21 protein-coding genes, 1 tRNA gene and 1 pseudogene are annotated in these 18,458 nt (G+C 67.1%); 16 read left to right on the plus strand and 7 right to left on the minus strand.

What is annotated here, in order from left to right:
* The 3 genes and pseudogenes from AC1D1W_RS15560 to AC1D1W_RS15570 form a co-directional block, all read left to right on the plus strand.
* Nucleotides 1-641 (plus strand): annotated as a pseudogene (locus AC1D1W_RS15560) (glycosyltransferase family 2 protein); the annotation flags it as partial.
* Nucleotides 638-1,372, plus strand: coding sequence for a polysaccharide deacetylase family protein (locus AC1D1W_RS15565; RefSeq protein ID WP_476870957.1), 735 nt, complete (start codon nt 638-640; stop codon nt 1,370-1,372). The pseudogene AC1D1W_RS15560 and the gene AC1D1W_RS15565, both read left to right, overlap by 4 nt.
* Before the next feature lie 359 nt (nt 1,373-1,731).
* A complete protein-coding gene (locus AC1D1W_RS15570; RefSeq protein WP_476944162.1) occupies nt 1,732-2,082 on the plus strand; it encodes a hypothetical protein in 351 nt (116 codons plus the stop codon).
* A 261-nt stretch (nt 2,083-2,343) separates the two neighbouring features.
* On the opposite strand, the gene AC1D1W_RS15575 is transcribed toward AC1D1W_RS15570, so the two are convergent.
* Nucleotides 2,344-3,603, minus strand: coding sequence for an MFS transporter (locus AC1D1W_RS15575; RefSeq protein WP_476944163.1), 1,260 nt, complete (start codon nt 3,601-3,603; stop codon nt 2,344-2,346).
* A 232-nt stretch (nt 3,604-3,835) separates the two neighbouring features.
* Between AC1D1W_RS15575 and AC1D1W_RS15580 the strand changes: the two genes are divergently transcribed.
* Nucleotides 3,836-4,723 (plus strand): helix-turn-helix transcriptional regulator, encoded by an 888-nt coding sequence (locus AC1D1W_RS15580; protein WP_243181836.1) that lies wholly within the window; start codon nt 3,836-3,838, stop codon nt 4,721-4,723.
* 55 nt (nt 4,724-4,778) lie between these two features.
* On the opposite strand, the gene AC1D1W_RS15585 is transcribed toward AC1D1W_RS15580, so the two are convergent.
* Entirely contained in the window at nt 4,779-5,060 is a 282-nt protein-coding gene (locus AC1D1W_RS15585) for a hypothetical protein (protein ID WP_476944164.1), read from the minus strand.
* A gap of 757 nt (nt 5,061-5,817) precedes the next feature.
* A tRNA-Ser gene (locus AC1D1W_RS15590) sits at nt 5,818-5,905 on the minus strand.
* 163 nt (nt 5,906-6,068) lie between these two features.
* Here AC1D1W_RS15590 and AC1D1W_RS15595 point away from each other — a divergent pair.
* The 7 genes from AC1D1W_RS15595 (at nt 6,069) to AC1D1W_RS15625 (ending at nt 12,759) form a co-directional block, all read left to right on the plus strand.
* Entirely contained in the window at nt 6,069-7,052 is a 984-nt protein-coding gene (locus tag AC1D1W_RS15595; protein WP_028276366.1) for an NAD(P)H-quinone oxidoreductase, read from the plus strand.
* A gap of 178 nt (nt 7,053-7,230) precedes the next feature.
* Nucleotides 7,231-7,767: a PadR family transcriptional regulator gene (locus AC1D1W_RS15600; protein WP_476944165.1), complete on the plus strand. Its 537-nt coding sequence runs from the start codon at nt 7,231-7,233 to the stop codon at nt 7,765-7,767.
* Nucleotides 7,768-7,901: 134 nt separating this feature from the next.
* Complete coding sequence (locus AC1D1W_RS15605; protein WP_476944166.1) at nt 7,902-10,241, plus strand: carbon starvation CstA family protein; 2,340 nt, start codon at nt 7,902-7,904, stop codon at nt 10,239-10,241.
* A gap of 13 nt (nt 10,242-10,254) precedes the next feature.
* The gene (locus AC1D1W_RS15610) at nt 10,255-10,446 is read left to right on the plus strand and encodes a YbdD/YjiX family protein (protein ID WP_476944167.1); all 192 of its coding nucleotides are present in this window, start codon (nt 10,255-10,257) and stop codon (nt 10,444-10,446) included.
* A 161-nt stretch (nt 10,447-10,607) separates the two neighbouring features.
* Complete coding sequence (locus tag AC1D1W_RS15615) at nt 10,608-11,285, plus strand: bacterial proteasome activator family protein (protein ID WP_476944168.1); 678 nt, start codon at nt 10,608-10,610, stop codon at nt 11,283-11,285.
* A 7-nt stretch (nt 11,286-11,292) separates the two neighbouring features.
* Nucleotides 11,293-11,760 carry a hypothetical protein gene (locus tag AC1D1W_RS15620; RefSeq protein ID WP_243181865.1) on the plus strand — a complete coding sequence of 156 codons (468 nt, stop codon included), beginning with the start codon at nt 11,293-11,295 and terminating at the stop codon, nt 11,758-11,760.
* A gap of 153 nt (nt 11,761-11,913) precedes the next feature.
* Nucleotides 11,914-12,759 (plus strand): aldo/keto reductase, encoded by an 846-nt coding sequence (locus AC1D1W_RS15625; RefSeq protein ID WP_476944169.1) that lies wholly within the window; start codon nt 11,914-11,916, stop codon nt 12,757-12,759.
* Nucleotides 12,760-12,855: 96 nt separating this feature from the next.
* Here AC1D1W_RS15625 and AC1D1W_RS15630 read toward each other — a convergent pair whose 3' ends face one another.
* Both AC1D1W_RS15630 and AC1D1W_RS15635 read right to left on the minus strand, forming a co-directional pair.
* Nucleotides 12,856-13,113, minus strand: coding sequence for a hypothetical protein (locus tag AC1D1W_RS15630; RefSeq protein ID WP_279294440.1), 258 nt, complete (start codon nt 13,111-13,113; stop codon nt 12,856-12,858).
* A gap of 36 nt (nt 13,114-13,149) precedes the next feature.
* A complete protein-coding gene (locus tag AC1D1W_RS15635; protein ID WP_476944170.1) occupies nt 13,150-14,199 on the minus strand; it encodes a hypothetical protein in 1,050 nt (349 codons plus the stop codon).
* 86 nt (nt 14,200-14,285) lie between these two features.
* Between AC1D1W_RS15635 and AC1D1W_RS15640 the strand changes: the two genes are divergently transcribed.
* A complete protein-coding gene (locus AC1D1W_RS15640) occupies nt 14,286-14,759 on the plus strand; it encodes a DUF2231 domain-containing protein (protein WP_243181844.1) in 474 nt (157 codons plus the stop codon).
* Here AC1D1W_RS15640 and AC1D1W_RS15645 read toward each other — a convergent pair.
* Nucleotides 14,756-16,072 carry an MFS transporter gene (locus AC1D1W_RS15645; protein ID WP_476944171.1) on the minus strand — a complete coding sequence of 439 codons (1,317 nt, stop codon included), beginning with the start codon at nt 16,070-16,072 and terminating at the stop codon, nt 14,756-14,758. The genes AC1D1W_RS15640 and AC1D1W_RS15645 overlap by 4 nt on opposite strands.
* 43 nt (nt 16,073-16,115) lie before the next feature.
* Nucleotides 16,116-16,274 (minus strand): hypothetical protein, encoded by a 159-nt coding sequence (locus AC1D1W_RS15650; protein WP_243181846.1) that lies wholly within the window; start codon nt 16,272-16,274, stop codon nt 16,116-16,118.
* A 19-nt stretch (nt 16,275-16,293) separates the two neighbouring features.
* On the opposite strand from AC1D1W_RS15650, the gene AC1D1W_RS15655 reads away from it, so the two are divergent.
* From AC1D1W_RS15655 to AC1D1W_RS15670, 4 genes are all read left to right on the plus strand, one after another.
* Nucleotides 16,294-16,581 carry a cellulose binding domain-containing protein gene (locus AC1D1W_RS15655; RefSeq protein WP_476944174.1) on the plus strand — a complete coding sequence of 96 codons (288 nt, stop codon included), beginning with the start codon at nt 16,294-16,296 and terminating at the stop codon, nt 16,579-16,581.
* 157 nt (nt 16,582-16,738) lie between these two features.
* Nucleotides 16,739-17,494: an HNH endonuclease family protein gene (locus tag AC1D1W_RS15660; RefSeq protein ID WP_476944172.1), complete on the plus strand. Its 756-nt coding sequence runs from the start codon at nt 16,739-16,741 to the stop codon at nt 17,492-17,494.
* A 225-nt stretch (nt 17,495-17,719) separates the two neighbouring features.
* Nucleotides 17,720-17,896, plus strand: a complete 177-nt coding sequence (locus AC1D1W_RS15665; protein WP_243181849.1) for a hypothetical protein — start codon at nt 17,720-17,722, stop codon at nt 17,894-17,896.
* Nucleotides 17,897-18,069: 173 nt separating this feature from the next.
* Nucleotides 18,070-18,458, plus strand: a 389-nt coding sequence (locus AC1D1W_RS15670) for a DUF805 domain-containing protein (protein WP_476944173.1), incomplete at its 3' end; no start/stop codon positions are given.

Raw genomic sequence — 18,458 nt, forward strand, 5'->3', positions numbered from 1 at the left:
GTCCAGCCGCAGTCATGGGAAGAGTGGTTTCGCAGTTTGATGCTGAACTTGATCCCTGGATTGCCGCTGGTTCTTTCTTCCGCCGCCGGAGGCTGCCGACCGGGACGGTGGTGCCGGTGGCGGCGGCGGGCAATCTCTTGCTAGACATGCGCCAAGTCCGGAAAGCCGGTGTACGTTTTAACAATAATTTCGGTCTCTCAGGAGGCGAGGACACTCTTTTCAGTCGGTTGCTTGTGCGGGCGGGCGGAAAGATTCTCTGGTGCGACGAATCGGTGGCGACGGACTTCGTTCCCGCTGATCGCACGACCCGGAACTGGGTTCTCCGAAGAGCATGGAGCCACGGAAATTCGGCCGCATTGGTCGACATCCACTCGGCGGAAAGAGCCATGCAAAGGGGGGTGGCGCGCCTGATGTCGGTTTTCCGCGGCATACTGCGAATGTGCGGCGGGTCCTTGCGGTTCGGCTTCGGGACGCTCATGGCATCCCACCGCCATCAGGCGCGAGGATTGCGGACAGCCTACCGCGGTGCAGGGATGCTCGCCGGGGCGATTGGAGTCGCCTATCTTGAGTACGCGCGCGAAAGACGCTCGCAGACGTGGTTCAGGCGGCCAGCCGTCCGCCGGCCGGGGAATAGCGGATGAAGCACCTGGCGCGGGTTGTAGTTCGCGCAGCCAAGCCCATCATCCGCGCACATTCAGGTTTTGTCGGCTCGGTCGTGGCCGTCGACACGGCGGTCCGGAATATTGTCCTGACCTATGACGACGGCCCAGAGCCAGGCGGGACAGACAGCATCCTGAAGGTGCTTGATGAACGGCAGTTGAGCGCCACGTTCTTCGTGCTGCTCAGCCGAGCACGCCGGCATCCGGGCTTGCTGGGCGAAGTCGCAGCTGCGGGCCATGAGATAGCCCTCCACGGACTTGACCATCGGCGGCTCACTGGCTTTTCTTTTCGTGAAGTTGCTCAAAGGACCAGGGATGGCCGCGCCGAGCTCGAAGATTTGATCGGCAGCCGGGTCGAGTGGGTCCGTCCACCATACGGGCGGCAGACATTGGCTAGTTGGCGCGCGGTCCAGTCCGCCGGGCTTATGCCCGTCATGTGGGGTGCCACGAGTTGGGATTCCAGGGAGATGCCCCAATCCGACCGTATCCGCAAGGCAATGACCGGTGCGGTCCCCGGGGCTATCCTCCTTTCGCACGACGGTCACGCTGGCCCGGCAGACGGCGTCGACGACGGACCCTCACCATCGCTGGACAGGGGAGAGCTAACCGCCGGGATCGTCGATGCGTGCGAAGATCGCGGACTGGGTGCCTGGTCGCTGCGGGATTCCCTGCAACACGGAACTCCTGTGCGCGCTGCATGGTTCAAGAAGTAATGCTGTGGCCAACATTCCGGCCAAGGATGCTGACTGAATAGACGAGTAAAGGCCGGCCCGAACGATCTTTCGATCGCCCCGGGCCGGCCCCTGAACCGCGCAATATCTGCGCTCCCGCGGAAGGTAAGAGCTTCGAACTCTTGGTACGGGGTCACCGCACACTGGTTTTCAAGTTTTGTCAGGTCGATGTCGGTTCGGGCGAGCAAGTGCCATAGCGTCCCTGACTCCCAGATTTATCCCGAACTGCGCAAGATGGAACGTGAAGGGCTCCTTGAGGGGGAGGAGATGCCGGGGGGCGCTCCGGAACCAAACGCCGTTACCACATCACGGCGTCAGGGAAAGAGGCCTTTGCGGCCTGGATGGACACACCCAACACCTATCAGCCTGAGCGCGACCAGGTCCGCCTGCGTGCGACTTACATGGAAACCGCGGAGCCCTCGGCAGCTCGGRCACAGCTTCGGGCGCATATAGAGCACCACAGTGACCAGATCCAAGGATGGGAGAAAATCCTTTACCAGATCGACTCCGGCGCCTCGCCCATACTTAACCGTCGGCTCGAGAAAATGGCACCGGAGGACCGAGAAGGTACCCGGGCTTTCAAACGCTATGCCTACGAGGGGCTGATTCTCGACTCTGAAGCCGAAATTTCCTGGGCGCACCGGGGATTGCGGCTGCTCGACAGGCTTTACGGAGCGGAAGCAGGCGCCTGAGGCTAGGGGCACAGCAACCACTCACCAGCTGCGGACCCGTGCCGCGCTAACCAGGGGCAACAACCTCCATCGCGGCCCGGACGCAGGACAAGAAGGATTCAGCTGGGCTGAATCCTTTTCCTTTGCCGAGGAGAAACAGGAACGGCCGGCCTACCAGCCGGCCGTTCTTGTCCCGTCACCATTGTCGCAAGGCATGGACACCGGTCTCCCCGGAACGTTCCGGGGATCATTGCCGTAGCTGTTCTTGGCACCAATAGCCAGTCAGAGCCGGCGCGGGAATGCCGAGCGGCGGCCGTACAGGGTGAGCAGCAGGGCGGTGATGCCGAGGGCGATCATGACGACCGGGAGCGCCAGCCCGTCGAATGGGGTCAGGAGGAGCGCGCCGAGAATGCCCGCGCCGAAGATAGCCAGGTTGAAGGCGACCGGGAGGAATGCATTGGCGACGTCGGCGTTGTCGCCTCCGGCGGTGGTGAGTGGTCCCTGGACTTGGGCTGATGCGCCGCCGAAGGTGAGGCCCCAGAGCGCGGCGGCGATCAGGATGGCGACTACCGATGCATGTCCGATCAGCAGAATGAGTCCGGAAGCGACGAACACGGTGACGCTGAGGTGAAGGAGGGGCCTCGGGTGGCGGTCCAGCAGCGCACCGGTGACGGCGACCCCGACGACGGACGCGATGCCGTAGACCAGCAGGACCAGGCTGGCGGAGAGGCCGGTGCCGGTGGCCCGGAGGTAGGGGGCGATGTAGGTGTAGATGGTGCTGTGGGCGAGCATCCAGGCGACGATGACGGCCAGGATGACGGCGACGCCGGGGATTTTGAACACCCGGCCCAGGGGGAGCCGTGACGCCCGCGGTTGGCCGGCGGCGTCGGGGACGCATCCGAGGATCAGCGCAGCCACGATGACCCCCAGGGCGGACAGGGCACCGAATGACCAGCGCCAATCGAAAGCTGTTCCGATCCAGGCGCCGAGTGGGGTGCCGAACGCGAATCCGAGGGGCGCCCCGGTGGACACGATGGCCAAGGACAACCCTGCGTGCCGGGGCGGGCTGATGCGGCGCCCGTAAGCGGCGAGCATTCCCCAGATGATTCCCGAGAATGCGCCCGCAAAGAATCGTGACACGAGTGACAACGTCACATCGGGGGAGACTGCGGTGACCGTGGTGGCAAGCACGAGACCGGCGATTCCGCCGAGCAGGAGCGGCTTTCGTCGCATGCCACGCGTCAGCATGATCGCGGGGATGGTGACGATGACCGTTCCGAGGGCGTACGCGCTGACCAGCAGACCCACCGTACCTTCGCCGGTGTGGAGGCCGGCGGCAATGACAGGAAGCAGGCCGGCGGGCATCGTCTCGGTGGCGACGAGGATAAATCCCATGGCGGCCAGGACCACCAGTGCGGTCAGGGGCAGTCTTTGCTGTGCTCTGTTTTCTTGTGCATTGTCTTCTTGTGCGCTGCCCTCTGGTGTGGCGTCGACCAAGGCACTGGTTTCCGGTGCCGGTGTTCGGGTGGGGGCGGTCGTCATGCGGTTCCTTTCGTGCGTGGCGGTAGTGCCTCAGCGGTGGGGTTGGTCAAGCGTGGCTGTGTAGCCACCGGAAGCGGCGCCTCGCCCGACGTCGTCGACCGTTCCGCAGGCCGCGAAGCACCGCTCAACCCTCCGGCCAGTCAATCCCGATTTCCGTGGGCGGGGGAGTCCCCGGTGAGACGTGTACCGGGAGGGAACCCCTTGTTCGGCCGCAGCGATTTACCCTTGATGCATGGATAACCGGGGTGAAGTGCGTGAGTTCCTGATGTCGCGCCGTGCACGACTGACGCCGGAACAAGCGGGCCTTGCGGCAGGCTCGAACCGACGGGTGGCCGGATTGAGGCGCAGCGAGGTTGCGGTTCTCGCCGACGTCAGCGTGGAGTATTACGCCAAGCTGGAGCGCGGTTCCATCGCCGGTGCGTCCTCGTCCGTGCTCGAATCCATCTCGCGTGCCCTCCGGCTTGACGACACCGAGCGTGCCCACTTGTTCGATCTGGCCCGCGCCGCAGACGGCATCCCGACCTCTGGACGGTCGCGCAGGCGCGCGACCGTCCAGGCCGGGGCGCGTCTGAGCCTGCAGTGGGCGCTGGAAGCGATCACCGAGGGCGTCGCATTCGTTCGCGACCCGTACCAGAACCTGCTCGCGACGAACGCGTTGGGCCGGGCGTTCTACTCTCCAGTGATCGGGGACGGCGGCCGCACCCCGAACTTGGCGCGGTTCCAGTTCCTCGACCCCGCCTCGCGCGACTTCTACCCAGACTGGGACTTGTTCGGTGAAATGTGCGTCGGCATCATGCGCGCTGAAGCCGGCCGCGACCCCCACGACCGCACCATGCAGGACCTGGTCGGCGAACTGTCGACCCGCAGTGAGACGTTTCGGACACTGTGGGGCGCCCATAATGTGCGGACTCACGGGTCCGGCACGAAACGCTTTCACCACCCCGTGGCCGGCGAACTCACGCTGGCCTACGAGGAACTGGCGATCACCGCGGAACCGGGCCTGGTCCTCTTGGTCTACACCGCCGAGCCGGGCTCGCCCTCAGCGGAACGGCTGCACCTCCTCGCCAGTTGGAGTGCAAGCGAAGACGCCACGATCGAACGGCGCCGGGCAACCAGCTGACGGGAGGCAAGTTCCGTGCCCGCCAGAGAGCGTGCTACCCGGCGCCGGAGTTGCCTTAGACGTAGTTCAGGCTGATGAGCAGCGCCTTAAGCTGGGCGTACCGGTCTGTTGCCATCCCGGCCTTTGCGGCGGCCCGGGTCGGGAACGCGGGGTCGTTGAAAAGAACACTCGTGGTGAGCCCGCCGTTCCCCGTGGCCAGGAGCCCGCAGCTTGAGGTGACGCCTTTGCCCTGCTCCAGGTATCGAGGGTCGCGGAGACCCATTCCGTAAAAATCGCGGGTCGAAGAGGATTCCACGGCGAACCCAAAAACGGGTTTAGTGCCGCCCGGTGCGGTCATTCCCGGAGTCTGCACCTTATCGAACACTTCGCGGGAGGTGGGCGCAGTTGCGCAACCAGTAGTAAAGCCATTTTGTAGTGAGAGCAGATCGTTGCCGGCGCCATCGGAAACGATCGCTTCAACGCCGGGGACGGTTCGGGCAGGCGGGAGGACCGTTCGCACGGTCCAGGTCGACGGATACGTGAAGGAAATGTGGCCATCCGGGAAAGTGAACGTCTTCCGCGCAGGTGCTGCAGGCTTCGCTGACGGGGCAGGCGCCGCAACCGGGGGTGCCGCGCTGGCGGTCGGGGCCACCGGTGCTGGAGTGGCGGTTGGTGTGGCCGTCACGGTCGGCGCGGCCCCAGCCGTGGCCCCCGTGGTCGAGCGCGGAGCGGCAGCGGCAGGATCAGTTCCTGGCTGTGATGCACATCCGGCAAGGACGAGGCTGAGCGCGATGCCCGCCATTGTGACATGCGCGTAAAACCCGGTGCTGTTGAGACCCACTTTTTTGTTCCCCAATATTGCGACGGCGGGGTGAATATCCCGCTCGAGACCTCAGTATCAGGTATGGGCCCGGAAGTTATTGTCAGGTCCGAAAGACGGTGCAGAACCGTTACCTTGGGCTGCCAGTTGGCCGCCAACCCGACCAACATTCACAGCCGATAATTCTTGGGCCGGTCGGGAGTTTCACTCCGGGGCGGAGACGAGTAAGGCCGGCCGGAACGATCTTTCGATCGCCCCGGGCCGGCCTCTGAACCGCGCATGATCTGCGCTCCCGCGGAAGGTAAGAGATTCGAACTCTTGGTACGGGGTCACCGCACACTGGTTTTCAAGACCAGCTCCATCGGCCGCTCGGACAACCTTCCCTAACGAGTAGTCTTTCATAGGCAGTCGGCTGCAACAAAAACCAAAAACACGGTGCGCTTGCGGACGCGTGCAGCTCCCCGCCATATTCTGGGGAGTGATGTTGATCGGACCTGGCGATCGCGGCGAACGTGCGCGGAGCCAGTTAGGAATCGGGAGTGCTCCATGAAGGCCGTCTATATCTCAGAGCCCGGCGGACCCGAGGTCCTCGAAGTCCGTGAGGTTCAGGCCCCGGTGGCCGGCCCCGGCGAGGTGCTGATCGACGTCGTGGCCGCGGGCCTTAACCGTGCCGATGTCCAGCAGCGCAAGGGCTTCTACCCGCCGCCCCCGGGCGCCTCGGAGGTCCCCGGGCTGGAGGTCTCCGGCCGGATCGCAGGGTTCGGTCCGGGCGTGACCAAGGCGTTTTCCGTGGGGGACAAGGTGGTGGCGCTGCTCGCCGGCGGCGGCTACGCCCAGCAGGTGGCCGTCCCCGCGGGTCAGGTCCTGAGGATCCCCGACGGCGTGGATCTGGTCACGGCGGCGTCGCTGCCCGAGGTCGCGGCGACGGTCTATTCCAACCTGATCATGACGGCGCAGCTGCAGCCGGGCGAAACTGTCCTCATCCACGGAGCCACAGGCGGTATCGGCACCATGGCCATCCAGCTGGCCAAGGCCGTCGGCGCCCGCGTGGCCACGACGGCCGGGAACGCGGAAAAAGTCGGCACCGCCAAGGCCTTCCTCGGGGCGGACATCGCCATCAACTACGCGGAGGAAAACTTCCCGGCGAGCCTGCGCGCGCAAAACGGCGGCAAAGGCGCGGACGTCATCCTCGACGTCGTCGGGGCCAAATACCTCGAGCAGAACATCGATGCGCTCGCCGACTACGGACGCCTCGTGGTGATCGGGCTGCAGGGCGGCGCGAAGGCGGAACTGGACCTTGGCCAGCTGCTGCAGAAACGGGCCGCTATCATCGCCACCGCACTGCGTCCCCGCCCGGTGGAGGAAAAGACAGTGATCATGAACGCCGTCCGCGACGCCGTGTGGCCGATGCTGACCGACGGCAGGATCCGGCCCCTCGTGGCCAAGAGCTTCCCGCTGGACCAGGTCGCCGCCGCACACACCTACTTCGACTCCGGCGACCACGTGGGCAAGGTCCTTCTAGTCATGTAACGGGGTGTGGAATCCGGCCTAAAACCGCAGGTCCGGGCCGACTTATTCCGTGCGGGGCATGCGCTGTTTTGCGGCAAAGACACCAAAGACGATAGCGTGGTTCCATACGCGGTATACACGCGTCTTGGGGCGCGTGTATGCTGTGTGATTTCGTGACTTAGCGATTCCGGGGGGCGCCATGTCTATACGTCACAGTCTCCTCGCCCTCTTGCAGGACCGCCCGCGCTACGGGTACCAGCTCAGGACCGAATTCGAGGACCGCACCGGGTCCTCCTGGCCGCTGAACATCGGACAGGTCTACACCACCCTGGACCGGCTGGAACGCGACGGGCTGGTCCGCAAAGACGGCGGCGACGGCGACGGGCACGTCATCTACAGCATCACCACGGCCGGCCGGACCGAAGTCGGCGCCTGGTTCACGGCCCCGGTATCCCGCGCGAATCCGCCCCGGAATGAACTGGCCATCAAGCTCGCCCTCGGCCTCACGATTCCCGGGACAGACGTCGGCGCCATCATCCACGCCCAGCGGACGGTCTCCATCCGCGCGCTGCAGGACTACACCAAGTCCCGCCGCGACACGGCCGCGCTTCAGCGCGCGGCCGACACCGCCAGGCTCCTGGTGCTGGATTCCCTCATCTTCCAGACCGAAGCCGAGGTGCGCTGGCTGGACCTCTGCGAGGCCCGCCTCGTGCAGCTCAGCAACCTCCGGGCGTAGCCGGGCCGACCGCTCGTCGCGCAATACACACCGCCGGGCGCAGGGCTGCGGCCGGGACCCGCCCGCATTGGTAGGGTGCCGGAGGGCAGTTCTGTACCGGTGGACTGCCCAGCTGGGTTTCTCAAGGAGGAGACATGGGCACAATGCCAGATGGCACACAACGCGAAAGCACAAACAACCTCACGCAGGGCAGCGCGCGTGGCACCGCGCAACTCGACGACGGGGTCGTTCCGGACCCGTCCCTCCCGCCGACGTCGGTGGATGAGTCGGTCCGCGACGCCGCGGACCGCGCCTGGACGCCCGCCAAGATCGCGCTGTGGGCGGCCATTGCGCTGCTGGGCGGGATCGCCTGGTTCATGCTCGCCATCATCCGCGGCGAGACCGTCAATGCCATCTGGTTTGTGTTCGCCTCCGTCTGCACCTACCTGATTGGCTACCGCTTCTACTCCAAGGTCATTGAGCGTTACCTGACCAAGCCCAACGACCGCCGTGCCACCCCGGCCGAATACAAGGCCGACGGCAAGGATTACGTCCGGACGGACCGCAACGTCCTCTTCGGCCACCACTTCGCCGCCATCGCCGGCGCCGGCCCACTGGTGGGCCCGGTCATCGCGGCCCAGATGGGCTACCTGCCCGGCACGATCTGGATCATCATCGGCGTCGTCCTTGCCGGCGCCGTCCAGGATTACCTCGTCCTGTTCTTCTCCATGCGCCGCGGGGGCCGGTCCCTGGGCCAGATGGCCCGCGAGGAACTCGGCGTCATCGGCGGCACGGCCGCCCTCATCGCAACCCTGCTCATCATGGTGATCATCGTCGCCATCCTCGCCCTGGTGGTCGTCAACGCCCTCGGCGAGAGCCCCTGGGGCGTCTTCTCGGTGGGCATGACCATCCCGATCGCCCTCTTCATGGGCGTGTACCTGCGCTTCATACGGCCGGGCAAGGTCATGGAGGTGTCCCTGATCGGTTTCGTGCTGCTCATGGCCGCCATCATCGGCGGCGGCGCCGTGGCGGGCACCGAATGGGGTGCCGCGTTCTTCCACCTGGACAAGGTCACCATCGCCTGGGGCCTCATCATCTACGGCTTCGTCGCAGCCATCCTGCCCGTCTGGCTCCTCCTGGCCCCCCGCGACTACCTCTCCACGTTCATGAAGATCGGCGTGATTGTGATGCTGGCGCTGGCCATCATTGTGGTCCGCCCCGAAATCACCGTGCCTGCCTTCAGCGAGTTCGCCGGCCGGGACAACGGTCCGGTGTTCTCCGGCGCCCTGTTCCCGTTCCTTTTCGTCACGATCGCCTGCGGCGCGCTGTCCGGGTTCCACGCGCTGATCGCCTCCGGCACCACACCGAAGCTGATCGAGAAGGAGCGCCAGACGCGCCTGATCGGGTACGGCGGCATGCTCATGGAATCCTTCGTGGCCATCATGGCCCTCGTCGCCGCAATCTCCATTGACCGCGGCATCTACTTCGCCATGAACGCCCCCGCGGCGCTGACCGGCGGGACCGTCGAGACCGCGGCCGCGTGGGTCAACAGCCTGGGCCTGTCCGGCGTCAACATCACGGCCGGTGATCTCGCGCAGACGGCCAAGGACGTGGGGGAGCAAAGCATCGTGTCGCGTTCGGGCGGCGCGCCCACCCTCGCCGTCGGCCTTGCCCACATCATGCAGCAGTTCATCGGCGGCACCGCGATGATGGCCTTCTGGTACCACTTCGCCATCATGTTTGAGGCCCTCTTCATCCTCACGGCCGTCGACGCCGGYACCCGCGTTGCCCGCTTCATGCTCCAGGACTCGATCGGCAACTTCGTCCCGAAGTTCAAGGAACACTCCTGGCGCCCGGGCGCCTGGCTCTGCACCGCCATCATGGTGGCCGCCTGGGGCGCGGTCCTGCTGATGGGCGTCACTGACCCGCTGGGCGGCATCAACACCCTGTTCCCGCTGTTCGGGATCGCCAACCAGCTGCTCGCGGCCATCGCCCTCTCGGTCTGCCTGGCCATTGCCGCCAAGCGCACCGCCCCGAAGTTCCTGTGGATCGTGGCGGCGCCGCTGGCGTTGGCCGCCGTCGTGACCATCACGGCGAGCTTCTACAAGATCTTCTCGCCCGTTCCCGCGGTGGGCTACTTCGCCAACAACGCAGCCTTTGCCAAGGCTCTGGCGGACGGCAAGACCTCCTTTGGGACCGCCAAGACCCAGGCCGCCATGGAGGCCGTGGTCCGCAACACGATGATCCAGGGATGGCTCTCGATCATCTTCGTGGTGTTAAGCATCGTCGTCATCATCACGGCAGTGATGGCAACCATCAAGGCCCTGCGGAACACCGCCGCGGGGCTGCCCAACGCCGAGCACGAAGACCCCGCACAGGCCTCCCGAGTCTTCGCCCCGGCAGGGTTTGTCCCCACGGCGGCGGAGCGTGACCTCGTGGCCGAATGGAACCAGCTCCCGGCCGGAGGCCGGCTCGAAAAGTCCGGGCACCACTGATGCGGGGCCGGACGTGAACGCGGTCCTCGCTGGGTTCCGCGGGTTTGCCGGGTACCTCAGCGGTGTGCTGGGCGCCGATGCCTACAAGAAGTACCTGGAGCACCATGAGGCCTCCGGGCACACCAGCCTTCCCCTCACCGAGCGGGAGTTCTGGTGTGACCGGACCGACCGGCAGGACACGAATCCGCAGGGGCGGTGTTGTTGAGGCGGTGTTGTTGAGGCGGTGTTGCTGAGCGGCTGATGCTGGGCAGCTGGCCCGGCCGGGCCGGGGGAGGGGCGGCGTGGGGCACAACGGTGTCCGACGCCGCCCCTCCGCTTCCGGCGGACGCCGGGTCCGGGCCGCCCGGCGCGTGAGAGTATGAAGCCATGAGCGATCAGCACGACACTCAGCCCCGCGCCCAAACTGCCGACGACGTGCCCGTCGAAGGCACACCCGTGGATGACGCCCTGCCCGGGACGCCGCTGGCGCCACCGGCTGCAGTGCCGCCCGGCCGCGCCGGTGGACCCGGTGCCGGGCCCAGGCCGCCCCGGGGCAGCGAACTTCAGGACCTCGTGGACCAGCCCGCCAAGGTCATGCGGATCGGCACGATGGTCAAGCAGTTGCTGGACGAGGTGAAGTCCGCGCCCCTTGACGACGCTGCCCGCGTCCGGCTGGCCGAAATCCATGACCGGTCCATCAAGGAACTCGAGGACGGCCTGGCCCCGGAGCTCGTTGAGGAGCTTGAACGGATCAACCTCCCCTTTCCGGAGAACGCAACCCCCTCCGACGCGGAACTGAGGATAGCCCAGGCCCAGCTGGTCGGCTGGCTTGAGGGGCTCTTCCACGGCATCCAGACGGCCATCGCGGCGCAGCACGCCGCCAGGGAGCACACCTACGCCCAAATGCAGCTGCGCCAGCTGCCGCCCGGAACCGTGATCGCGCCGGGCGTCATCATCGGGGAAAACGGCGAACCGGTCCGCGCCGCCGCGCCGCGTCACGGCGCGGAGTCCCCCGAGCCGCCCGAACCCGCGGACCCGGACCATGGCCCGGGCCAGTACCTTTAGCGCGACCTTGGGCTTCTTCAGCGCAGCACGGCAAGGCCGCAGGGACGACGCAGAACTTGGCAAGGGGCTCTGGCGGCGCGCCCACGACCGGTTCAACCGCGGGCTTGACCGCTACCACCAGGTCCTCGAGGGGGTCGAAGACGAGGCCCTGTACGGCGAGCTCGTCGAGATCGCCAATCAGCTCTCCGCGCTCGCGCCCCGGGTCCGGCAGGTCTGCGTGGAGGCCCAGCGGCGCTTTCCCAGCAATGGATTGGACATCCCGGGGCCGTTGGCAGGGGTCCACCGCGCCCTGTCGACGGCGGGCAACTCCCTGGCCATGACGGCTGAGGCGGCCGCGATGCTCCGGCTTGCCGTGGGTCCGGTCCCGGCGGGCGCCGCGTCGGTGCGGCGGCGCGCCGATTCCGTGCTGGAACAGGTCCACGACGCCGAGCGGCGGCTTGCGGAAGCCGACGGCGGCGGCCCGACGCCAGCCTGAGCCGCTACGCGAATTAGTCTCTTGCACAGGCCCGCCCTGGCATGGCTGGGTTTCCCGACATTCCCTTAATTTCCCGGGTATTCCCGGTTACGCGCCTAGCTTAGCGGCGCCCTGTCGCTGGCCGGAGGGCGCCGAAGTTGGCAGGATACTTATATGACTTTTTCACCGGAACTGACTTTCAATGACGGCAACACCATCCCCCAGCTTGGCTACGGCGTGTGGCAGGTTGAAGATGACGTGGCCGAAAAGGTGGTTGTCCAGGCGTTCGAGGCCGGCTTCCGCCACATCGACACGGCAAAGATCTACGGCAACGAAGCAGGCGTAGGCCGCGCCATCGAGCGTTCCGGCCTCAAACCCGAGGAAATTTTCATCACCACCAAGCTGTGGAACGCGGACCAGGGCTACGAGTCCACCCTGAAGGCGTTCGAGGAATCCATGGAGCGGCTCGGCCTCGAGACCCTGGACCTGTACCTGATCCACTGGATGCAGCCCAAGCAGGACAAATACGTTGACACCTGGAAGGCCCTCATCGAGCTCCAGAAGCAGGGCCGGGTCAAGACCATCGGCGTCTCCAACTTCACCAAGGAGGGCCTGCAGCGCCTGATCGATGAAACCGGCGTTGTTCCGGCCATCAACCAGGTCGAACTGCACCCGTTCTTCAGCCAGGCCGACCTGCGCGAGTTCAACGCGTCCAAGGGCATCCTCACCCAGGCATGGTCGCCGCTGGGCCAGGGCGGCGAGCTCCTCGAGAGCCCCGTCATTGACCAGATTGCCGCCAAGCACGGCGCCACCCCGGCCCAGGTTGTCATCGCCTGGCACCTGGCCATCGGCAACGTGGTCATTCCGAAGTCGGTGACCGAGTCCCGGATCCGCGAGAACTACGCGGCCCTGGACGTCAGCCTCGACGAGACCGACATCCAGGCCATCAACGGGCTGGACCGTTCCGCCGAAGATGCCGGCCGGATCGGACCGGATCCGGCCGTCTCCGACTTCGCCTAAGCACCTCCCGTGACGCCGGCAGCCAGCCGGCGTTCGCACAGGGCCTTCACCCCGCACGGGGTGGAGGCCCTTCGGGCGTCCCGAAAGCCTCCGGAGTCAGGCGGCGGCCCGGCGCTCTTTCGCCGGAATTGCATCGACCACGGCCCAGCCGTCTTCGCCCGCAACGCAGCGGCTGGCGAAGCGGTCTGCGGAGGCAGCGTCATCGAAGCTCTCGGTGCGGATCCGGCCGCAGTCGGTGTCCAGGTAGGTGACCACGAAATGCAGTGCGCCATCCTGTGCGTCGTTGAAATCCGCCTCAAAATCTGACTCGATATCATGGCGGAAACCCTGCTGGAAATTCTGGTTGTTCTCCATGATTCCAGTGTGCGACTGACCACCGACACTAAGACTTCACTCCTCCGGCGTGTTGCCGAGCCGCAGCACCCGTTCCCGCGCCAGGACTTCCTTGCGGCGCTGCCGGTCGGCGGCCCGTGCCGTCTGCTGCGCCAGAGCCGACGCCAGCTCGTGATCCTTCCGGGCCGTTTTGAGCCCGGCTTCTGCCGCGTCCAGACGCCGCCTGAGCTCGCGCACCTCGTCGGCCAGCCGGCTGGTTTCCGCCGTCGCCTCCGCCAGCTCCGCGGCCGCGCGGCCTGCCTCCTCGTCGGCTTCCGCGGCGGCCACTTCGGCCGCCTCCAGGGCGGTCCGCGCCCGTTCCACTGCCGACGGCGTGGGCGTCATCCGTGCCGTCCCGACGGCCCGGAGGCGGGGCTGTTCCGTTGTCGGCTTTCCACCGGCAGTTCCGCCGCGCTGTGCGGTCCGGTCCGCCGGTTCTGTCCCGCCGGCGGCGGTCGCTGGTGCTGACCGGTGGACGCTGGCCGTTCCAGGCGCGGTTCCAGGCGCGGCTCCAGTGCCGGGCACCGACGCCGAATGGCTCCCCGGGACCGCCACTGCGCCGGCGAGATCGACGACGTCGACCCCGTCCGCCGAGAGCGCCCGGAGCAGACAGCCGCTTTGCACGGCGGCGGCGGCCCCCGCGTCGGCGGTGGCGGCCCGCAGGGTCTGCTCCACTTCCGTCGCGACGGCGGCGCTGATGGCCCGTCCGTGCCGGGCCGCCAAGGCCTGTGCCGCTTTCACCGTGCTGGCGAGGAGCTGGCGCCGCTGCTGGGCGAGGCGGCGGAGGTCCGCTGCATCCAGGGCATCCTGAGCGGCCTGCATCGACGTCCCCAGCTCAGCCAGCTCCCGCAGGATTTCGGGGCTGTGCGCCGCCAGCATGTTCACCGCCCACGCCGCGACCGACGGCTTGGGCAGGGCACGGACTGCGGCCGCCAGGGCACGCTGCTCGGCGGCGGTGACACCCGCGGAACTGACGTCTTTGGCCGCCGCCGTTCTAGCTGCCACGAACTCCCCGTAGGGCAATGCATAGAGCGGCCCGGCAATGCCCGCTAGTTCCCGCGATCCCATGCAAGAATCATAGGAGTCTGGCCCCGCCGCGAGTTCGCTGCCCCGTTATCAGACCCGGTGCCGTCACGTTCTGGAGGAGATTTCACTTGATCGAAATTGGTGGGCTCCCGGCCCATGTCCTGCTCGTCCACGCCGTAGTGGTATTAGCGCCCATTGCAGGTCTTGGCGCCATCGTTTATGCCGTGGCACGGCGCTGGTGGGGCTACCTGGCGTGGCCCTTGGGCGTGTTGTCACTGGGGCTGGTGCCGGTAACACTCCTGACCGCGCAGGCAGGCGAGCAGCTGGAGAAAGTCCGTCCGGCGTCGGCGGTGGTCCACGAGCACGCCCAGGAAGGTGACGTACTCAAAGTGCTTTCCGTGATCTTCTTCGTCCTGGTCGCGGCAATGTTGATGGTCACCTACGAGCCCTTTGGCCGGCGCCTGGCGTTCCTTGGCGGCCTTCGGAGCAACCGGATTGTCCGGGGAGCCGTCCTGATTGCCGGCGCCCTCGCGGGGGCCTTCTTCATTTACCAGAGCATCATCACGGGACATTCCGGCGCGGCCTCAGTCTGGGCGCGCTAAGTCAGCCCCTCTGCGGGCCCTTGGCCAGGTGATGCGTGCCGGGCCCGGTGCAGCGTGACGAGCAGCAGGACAAGGGCCGTTGCCTGCAGTCCGGCCACGGCAGCGATGAGCGCCGGCCGTGCGCCGTAAAGTGACCCGTACAGGGCGCCGCCGGCCAAGGCTCCGGCGCCCTCGAACGCCGCGAACACCCCGTACGCCGTGCCCTGCCGGGGTTGGGGCACCAAATCGGCAACCAGCGCCTTGACCGTGGAGTCCTGGATGCCGGTGGCGGCACCCCAGACCAGGACCCCGGCGAGCACGAGCCCGGCGCTCGGCGCCAGGGCCAGTACGGGCACCCCCATAATCAGCACGGGCAGCGCCAGGAGCACGGCCGCCCCGGCGCGGTCGTAAAGGACGCCACTGGCGAGGGCCCCGACGGCGGCGGCCCCCATGGCGCCGGCGTACAGCAGCGGAACCACCGAGACGGGGACGGCCACGTCGGCCGTCAGGTGATAGGAGATGACGCCGAAGGCGACCAGTCCGGCGCTCCAGAAGAACCCGGCCAACGCGAACAAGGTGAAGACGCTGGAGAGCGCCGACGGCTGCCGCCCGGCGGGTTTCCCGCGGGGCGGCTCCGGCAAGTCGGAGGGGTCGGCCACGGGCCTGTCCGCGCCGGGATCCCGGACGCGGCGGCGCAGCCAAACGAGAATCGCCAGCGCCGCCGCCGCCGGAATGATGAGCACCGCAAAGGCTGCCGGCAGTGAGCCGGTGGCAACCAGCACCGCCGAGACGAGCAGCGGGCCCAGGAGCGCCCCGGCCAGATCGAGGGACTTGTGGACGGCGAAGCCGCGGCCCCGGCCAACCGGCCCGGCGACGGCGGCGAGCAGCACGGTTTTCGCCGGGCTGCGGACGGCTTTGCCTACCCTGTCCCCGATGATGAGCACGGCCGCCAGGGCCATCCCGGCGGTCCCGGCGAACGGCGTCAACGCCAGCAGCGGGACGCACACCGCCGTCAGCACATAGCCGGCCATCGTGAAAGTCCAGTACTTCCTGGTGCGGTCCGCCCAGGGGCCGAACACCAGCCGGAGTCCCTGGGACGCGGCTTCCGCAGCGCCGGTCACGAGGCCGACGAACAGCGCGGACGCACCGAGCTGGGCCAGCAGGGGACCGCCGAGCGGGCGGGCGCCGTCGGACACCATGTCCGCGGCGAGGCTGACCAGGCCGAAGCCGACAACCGGGCCCCACAGCCGGTGCCGCCACTTCCCGGTTTGGCTGCCGGACCGCGACGGCGGGTATTGCTGGCCGGCTGGCATCCTGCGCCCGGGCCGTTCCATTTCCTAAGGCTGACGGACGGCCCGGAAAAAGACAATACGCAGGTCAGGGGCCGGTCGCCGCGTCGAGGCGCAGAAGGAAATATTGGCCAAAGGGGTTCTTTCTGGGCGGGACCGTCACCTCAACGCCGTCGCCGACTGCCACGCCGTCGCTCACGGCCACGGCCACGGCGACGCCGACCGTCACGCCGACGCCGTCGCCCACCCCTACATCGGGCGCGCCGATCAGCGCGGTCTGGAACCTCGGCAGTTCATGGACCGGCGGCTACGTGGCCAATATCGAGGTCACTGGCCTCCGGGCGGCGGCCGGTTGGAGCGTGAGCTGGCCCGATCCGAACGTCACCCGGGTGGCCAACTCCTGGGGCATCAGCTGCACGGTGCTCCCCAAGGTGTCGGTGACCTGCAGCGGCTCGGACTGGGCCACGAAGGTCGCCGCCGGCCAGAAACTGTCCGTAAGCCTGCAGGTGGATTCGCTGAAGGCTCCCGTCAACCCGGTGCTCACCCTGAAGTAGCCGGCCGCGCAAGGGCGCCCTCACCGCGCAACGTATTGACGAGAAGCAGCTAGGAGCCGCGGCCACAGCCTCACGTGAGCGACTCCATGCTCCGGCCTGCGCGGGCACGGAACGGGGTGCGGGTAATCTGGTCATTTTCGCCGCACTCATGATTGGCATGAACATCTCCCGCTCCGCCGCCACCAAGTCCCTGACCGTCCTTGCCGGCCTGCTTCTCGCAGGCTCCCTCGCCGGCTGTGATGCCGCAGCCCACGTTGGCGCCAAAATCGCAGACGCCGTACACAGCGCGGCCGCATCCCAGGCTCCCGGTCCCGGTGCCGGTGCCGGTGCCGGTGCCGGTGCCGCGCACCCGGGCGAGGCCGCCGCGGCCGTAGCCCAGCTGGCGTCCATCCCGGTGAAGGGCAAGGCCCCAAAGACCGGGTACAGCCGTGGGCAGTTCGGTCCCGCCTGGTCCGATGTAGACCACAACGGCTGCGACACGCGCAACGACATGCTCCGCCGTGACCTCACCGACGTGACGACCAAGCCGGGGACCAGGGATTGCGTCATCGCCTCCGGCAAGCTTGCCGACAAGTACACCGGCAAGACCATCACCTTCACCCGTGGTGAGAACTCGGCCGACGTCCAGATCGACCACATTATTCCCCTGTCGCTGGCCTGGCAGACCGGCGCCCAGCAGATCAGCGCCGGCCAGCGCCTCCAGCTCGCCAACGATCCGCTGAACCTGATGTCCGCCGACGGCYCCGCGAACCAGCAGAAGTCAGACTCCTCGGCCGATGCTTGGCTGCCGGCCAACAAGGCGTTCCGGTGCGAATACGTCGCCCGCCAGACTGCTGTGAAGGCCAAGTACAAGCTCTGGATGACCCCTCCCGAGCACGACGCCATCGCCGGGATTCTCGCCACCTGCAAATAGCGGCACCGCATCCCTGAGGGGTACCTTCGTCGGAGCCGCCTAAACCGCGCCCAAATCTCCGTCTCGTCGAATAGCTTCCGGCCCTGAGGACGGCACACCAAGGTGTCGGCCCTTTCTGCTCCCTGACCTGCGGAAACATTCCGGGATGCCATAGTGCCCACGGGACGAAAACGCCGGTAGCATGACAGCCGGGGGCCCGCTGGGGCGCCCGGTATTGGGGGAACCATGGCACAACCGCGCCGGCTACTCGGCAGCAGTCCCAGCTCCGTCATCGCGGGCCGTCACCGCCTCGAGGTCCATAACGCGCAACGCCGCGGTGCCGAGCGTGCCCAGGCCCATGTCCTGCCCCCGCCGAGCCAGGCGCCACACTTCAGCGATTCCGCCGCGGCCGACGTCCCCTGACCCTCCCGGATCCACCCGGCACACCAGTGAAGGAGCATCACATGTCAGATCCGCATTATTCTCAGCAAGGCACCGGCCGGCAGAGGTGGCCCAGCGAGCAGCCCCGGCAGAACCCGGGGTGGGCGCCGAACCCGTACGCCGCTGCGGCGTACCCGGCTCACGGATCCGGGCCCGTGCCACTCTGGGCACCGCTCTACGGCGCTTCCCTGCCAGAGGCCGCGTCGCGGTTCTTCAAGAAGTACGGGACGTTCTCCGGCCGCGCCAGCCGGAGCGAATACTGGTGGTGGATGCTCGTCTCCGGTCTCGTCTCGATCGTCTTGAACGTCATCATGCTTGCCGGTGGGGCGGCCGGCGCAAAACTGGGCCCCAACGGCGCCAGCGTCCCCGGCCCCGCCTATATGATCGGGCTCATCCTGGCAGTCATTGTCCCGTCCTTGGCCCTGACGGTCCGTCGACTCCACGACTCGAACTTCAGCGGCTGGATGTACCTCATCGTCCTCATCCCGTTTATCGGCGGCATCATTCTCCTCGTCTTCACGCTGCTGGAATCAAAACCCGAGGG

The sequence above is a fragment of the Arthrobacter sp. P1_B4 genome, assembly GCF_056406555.1.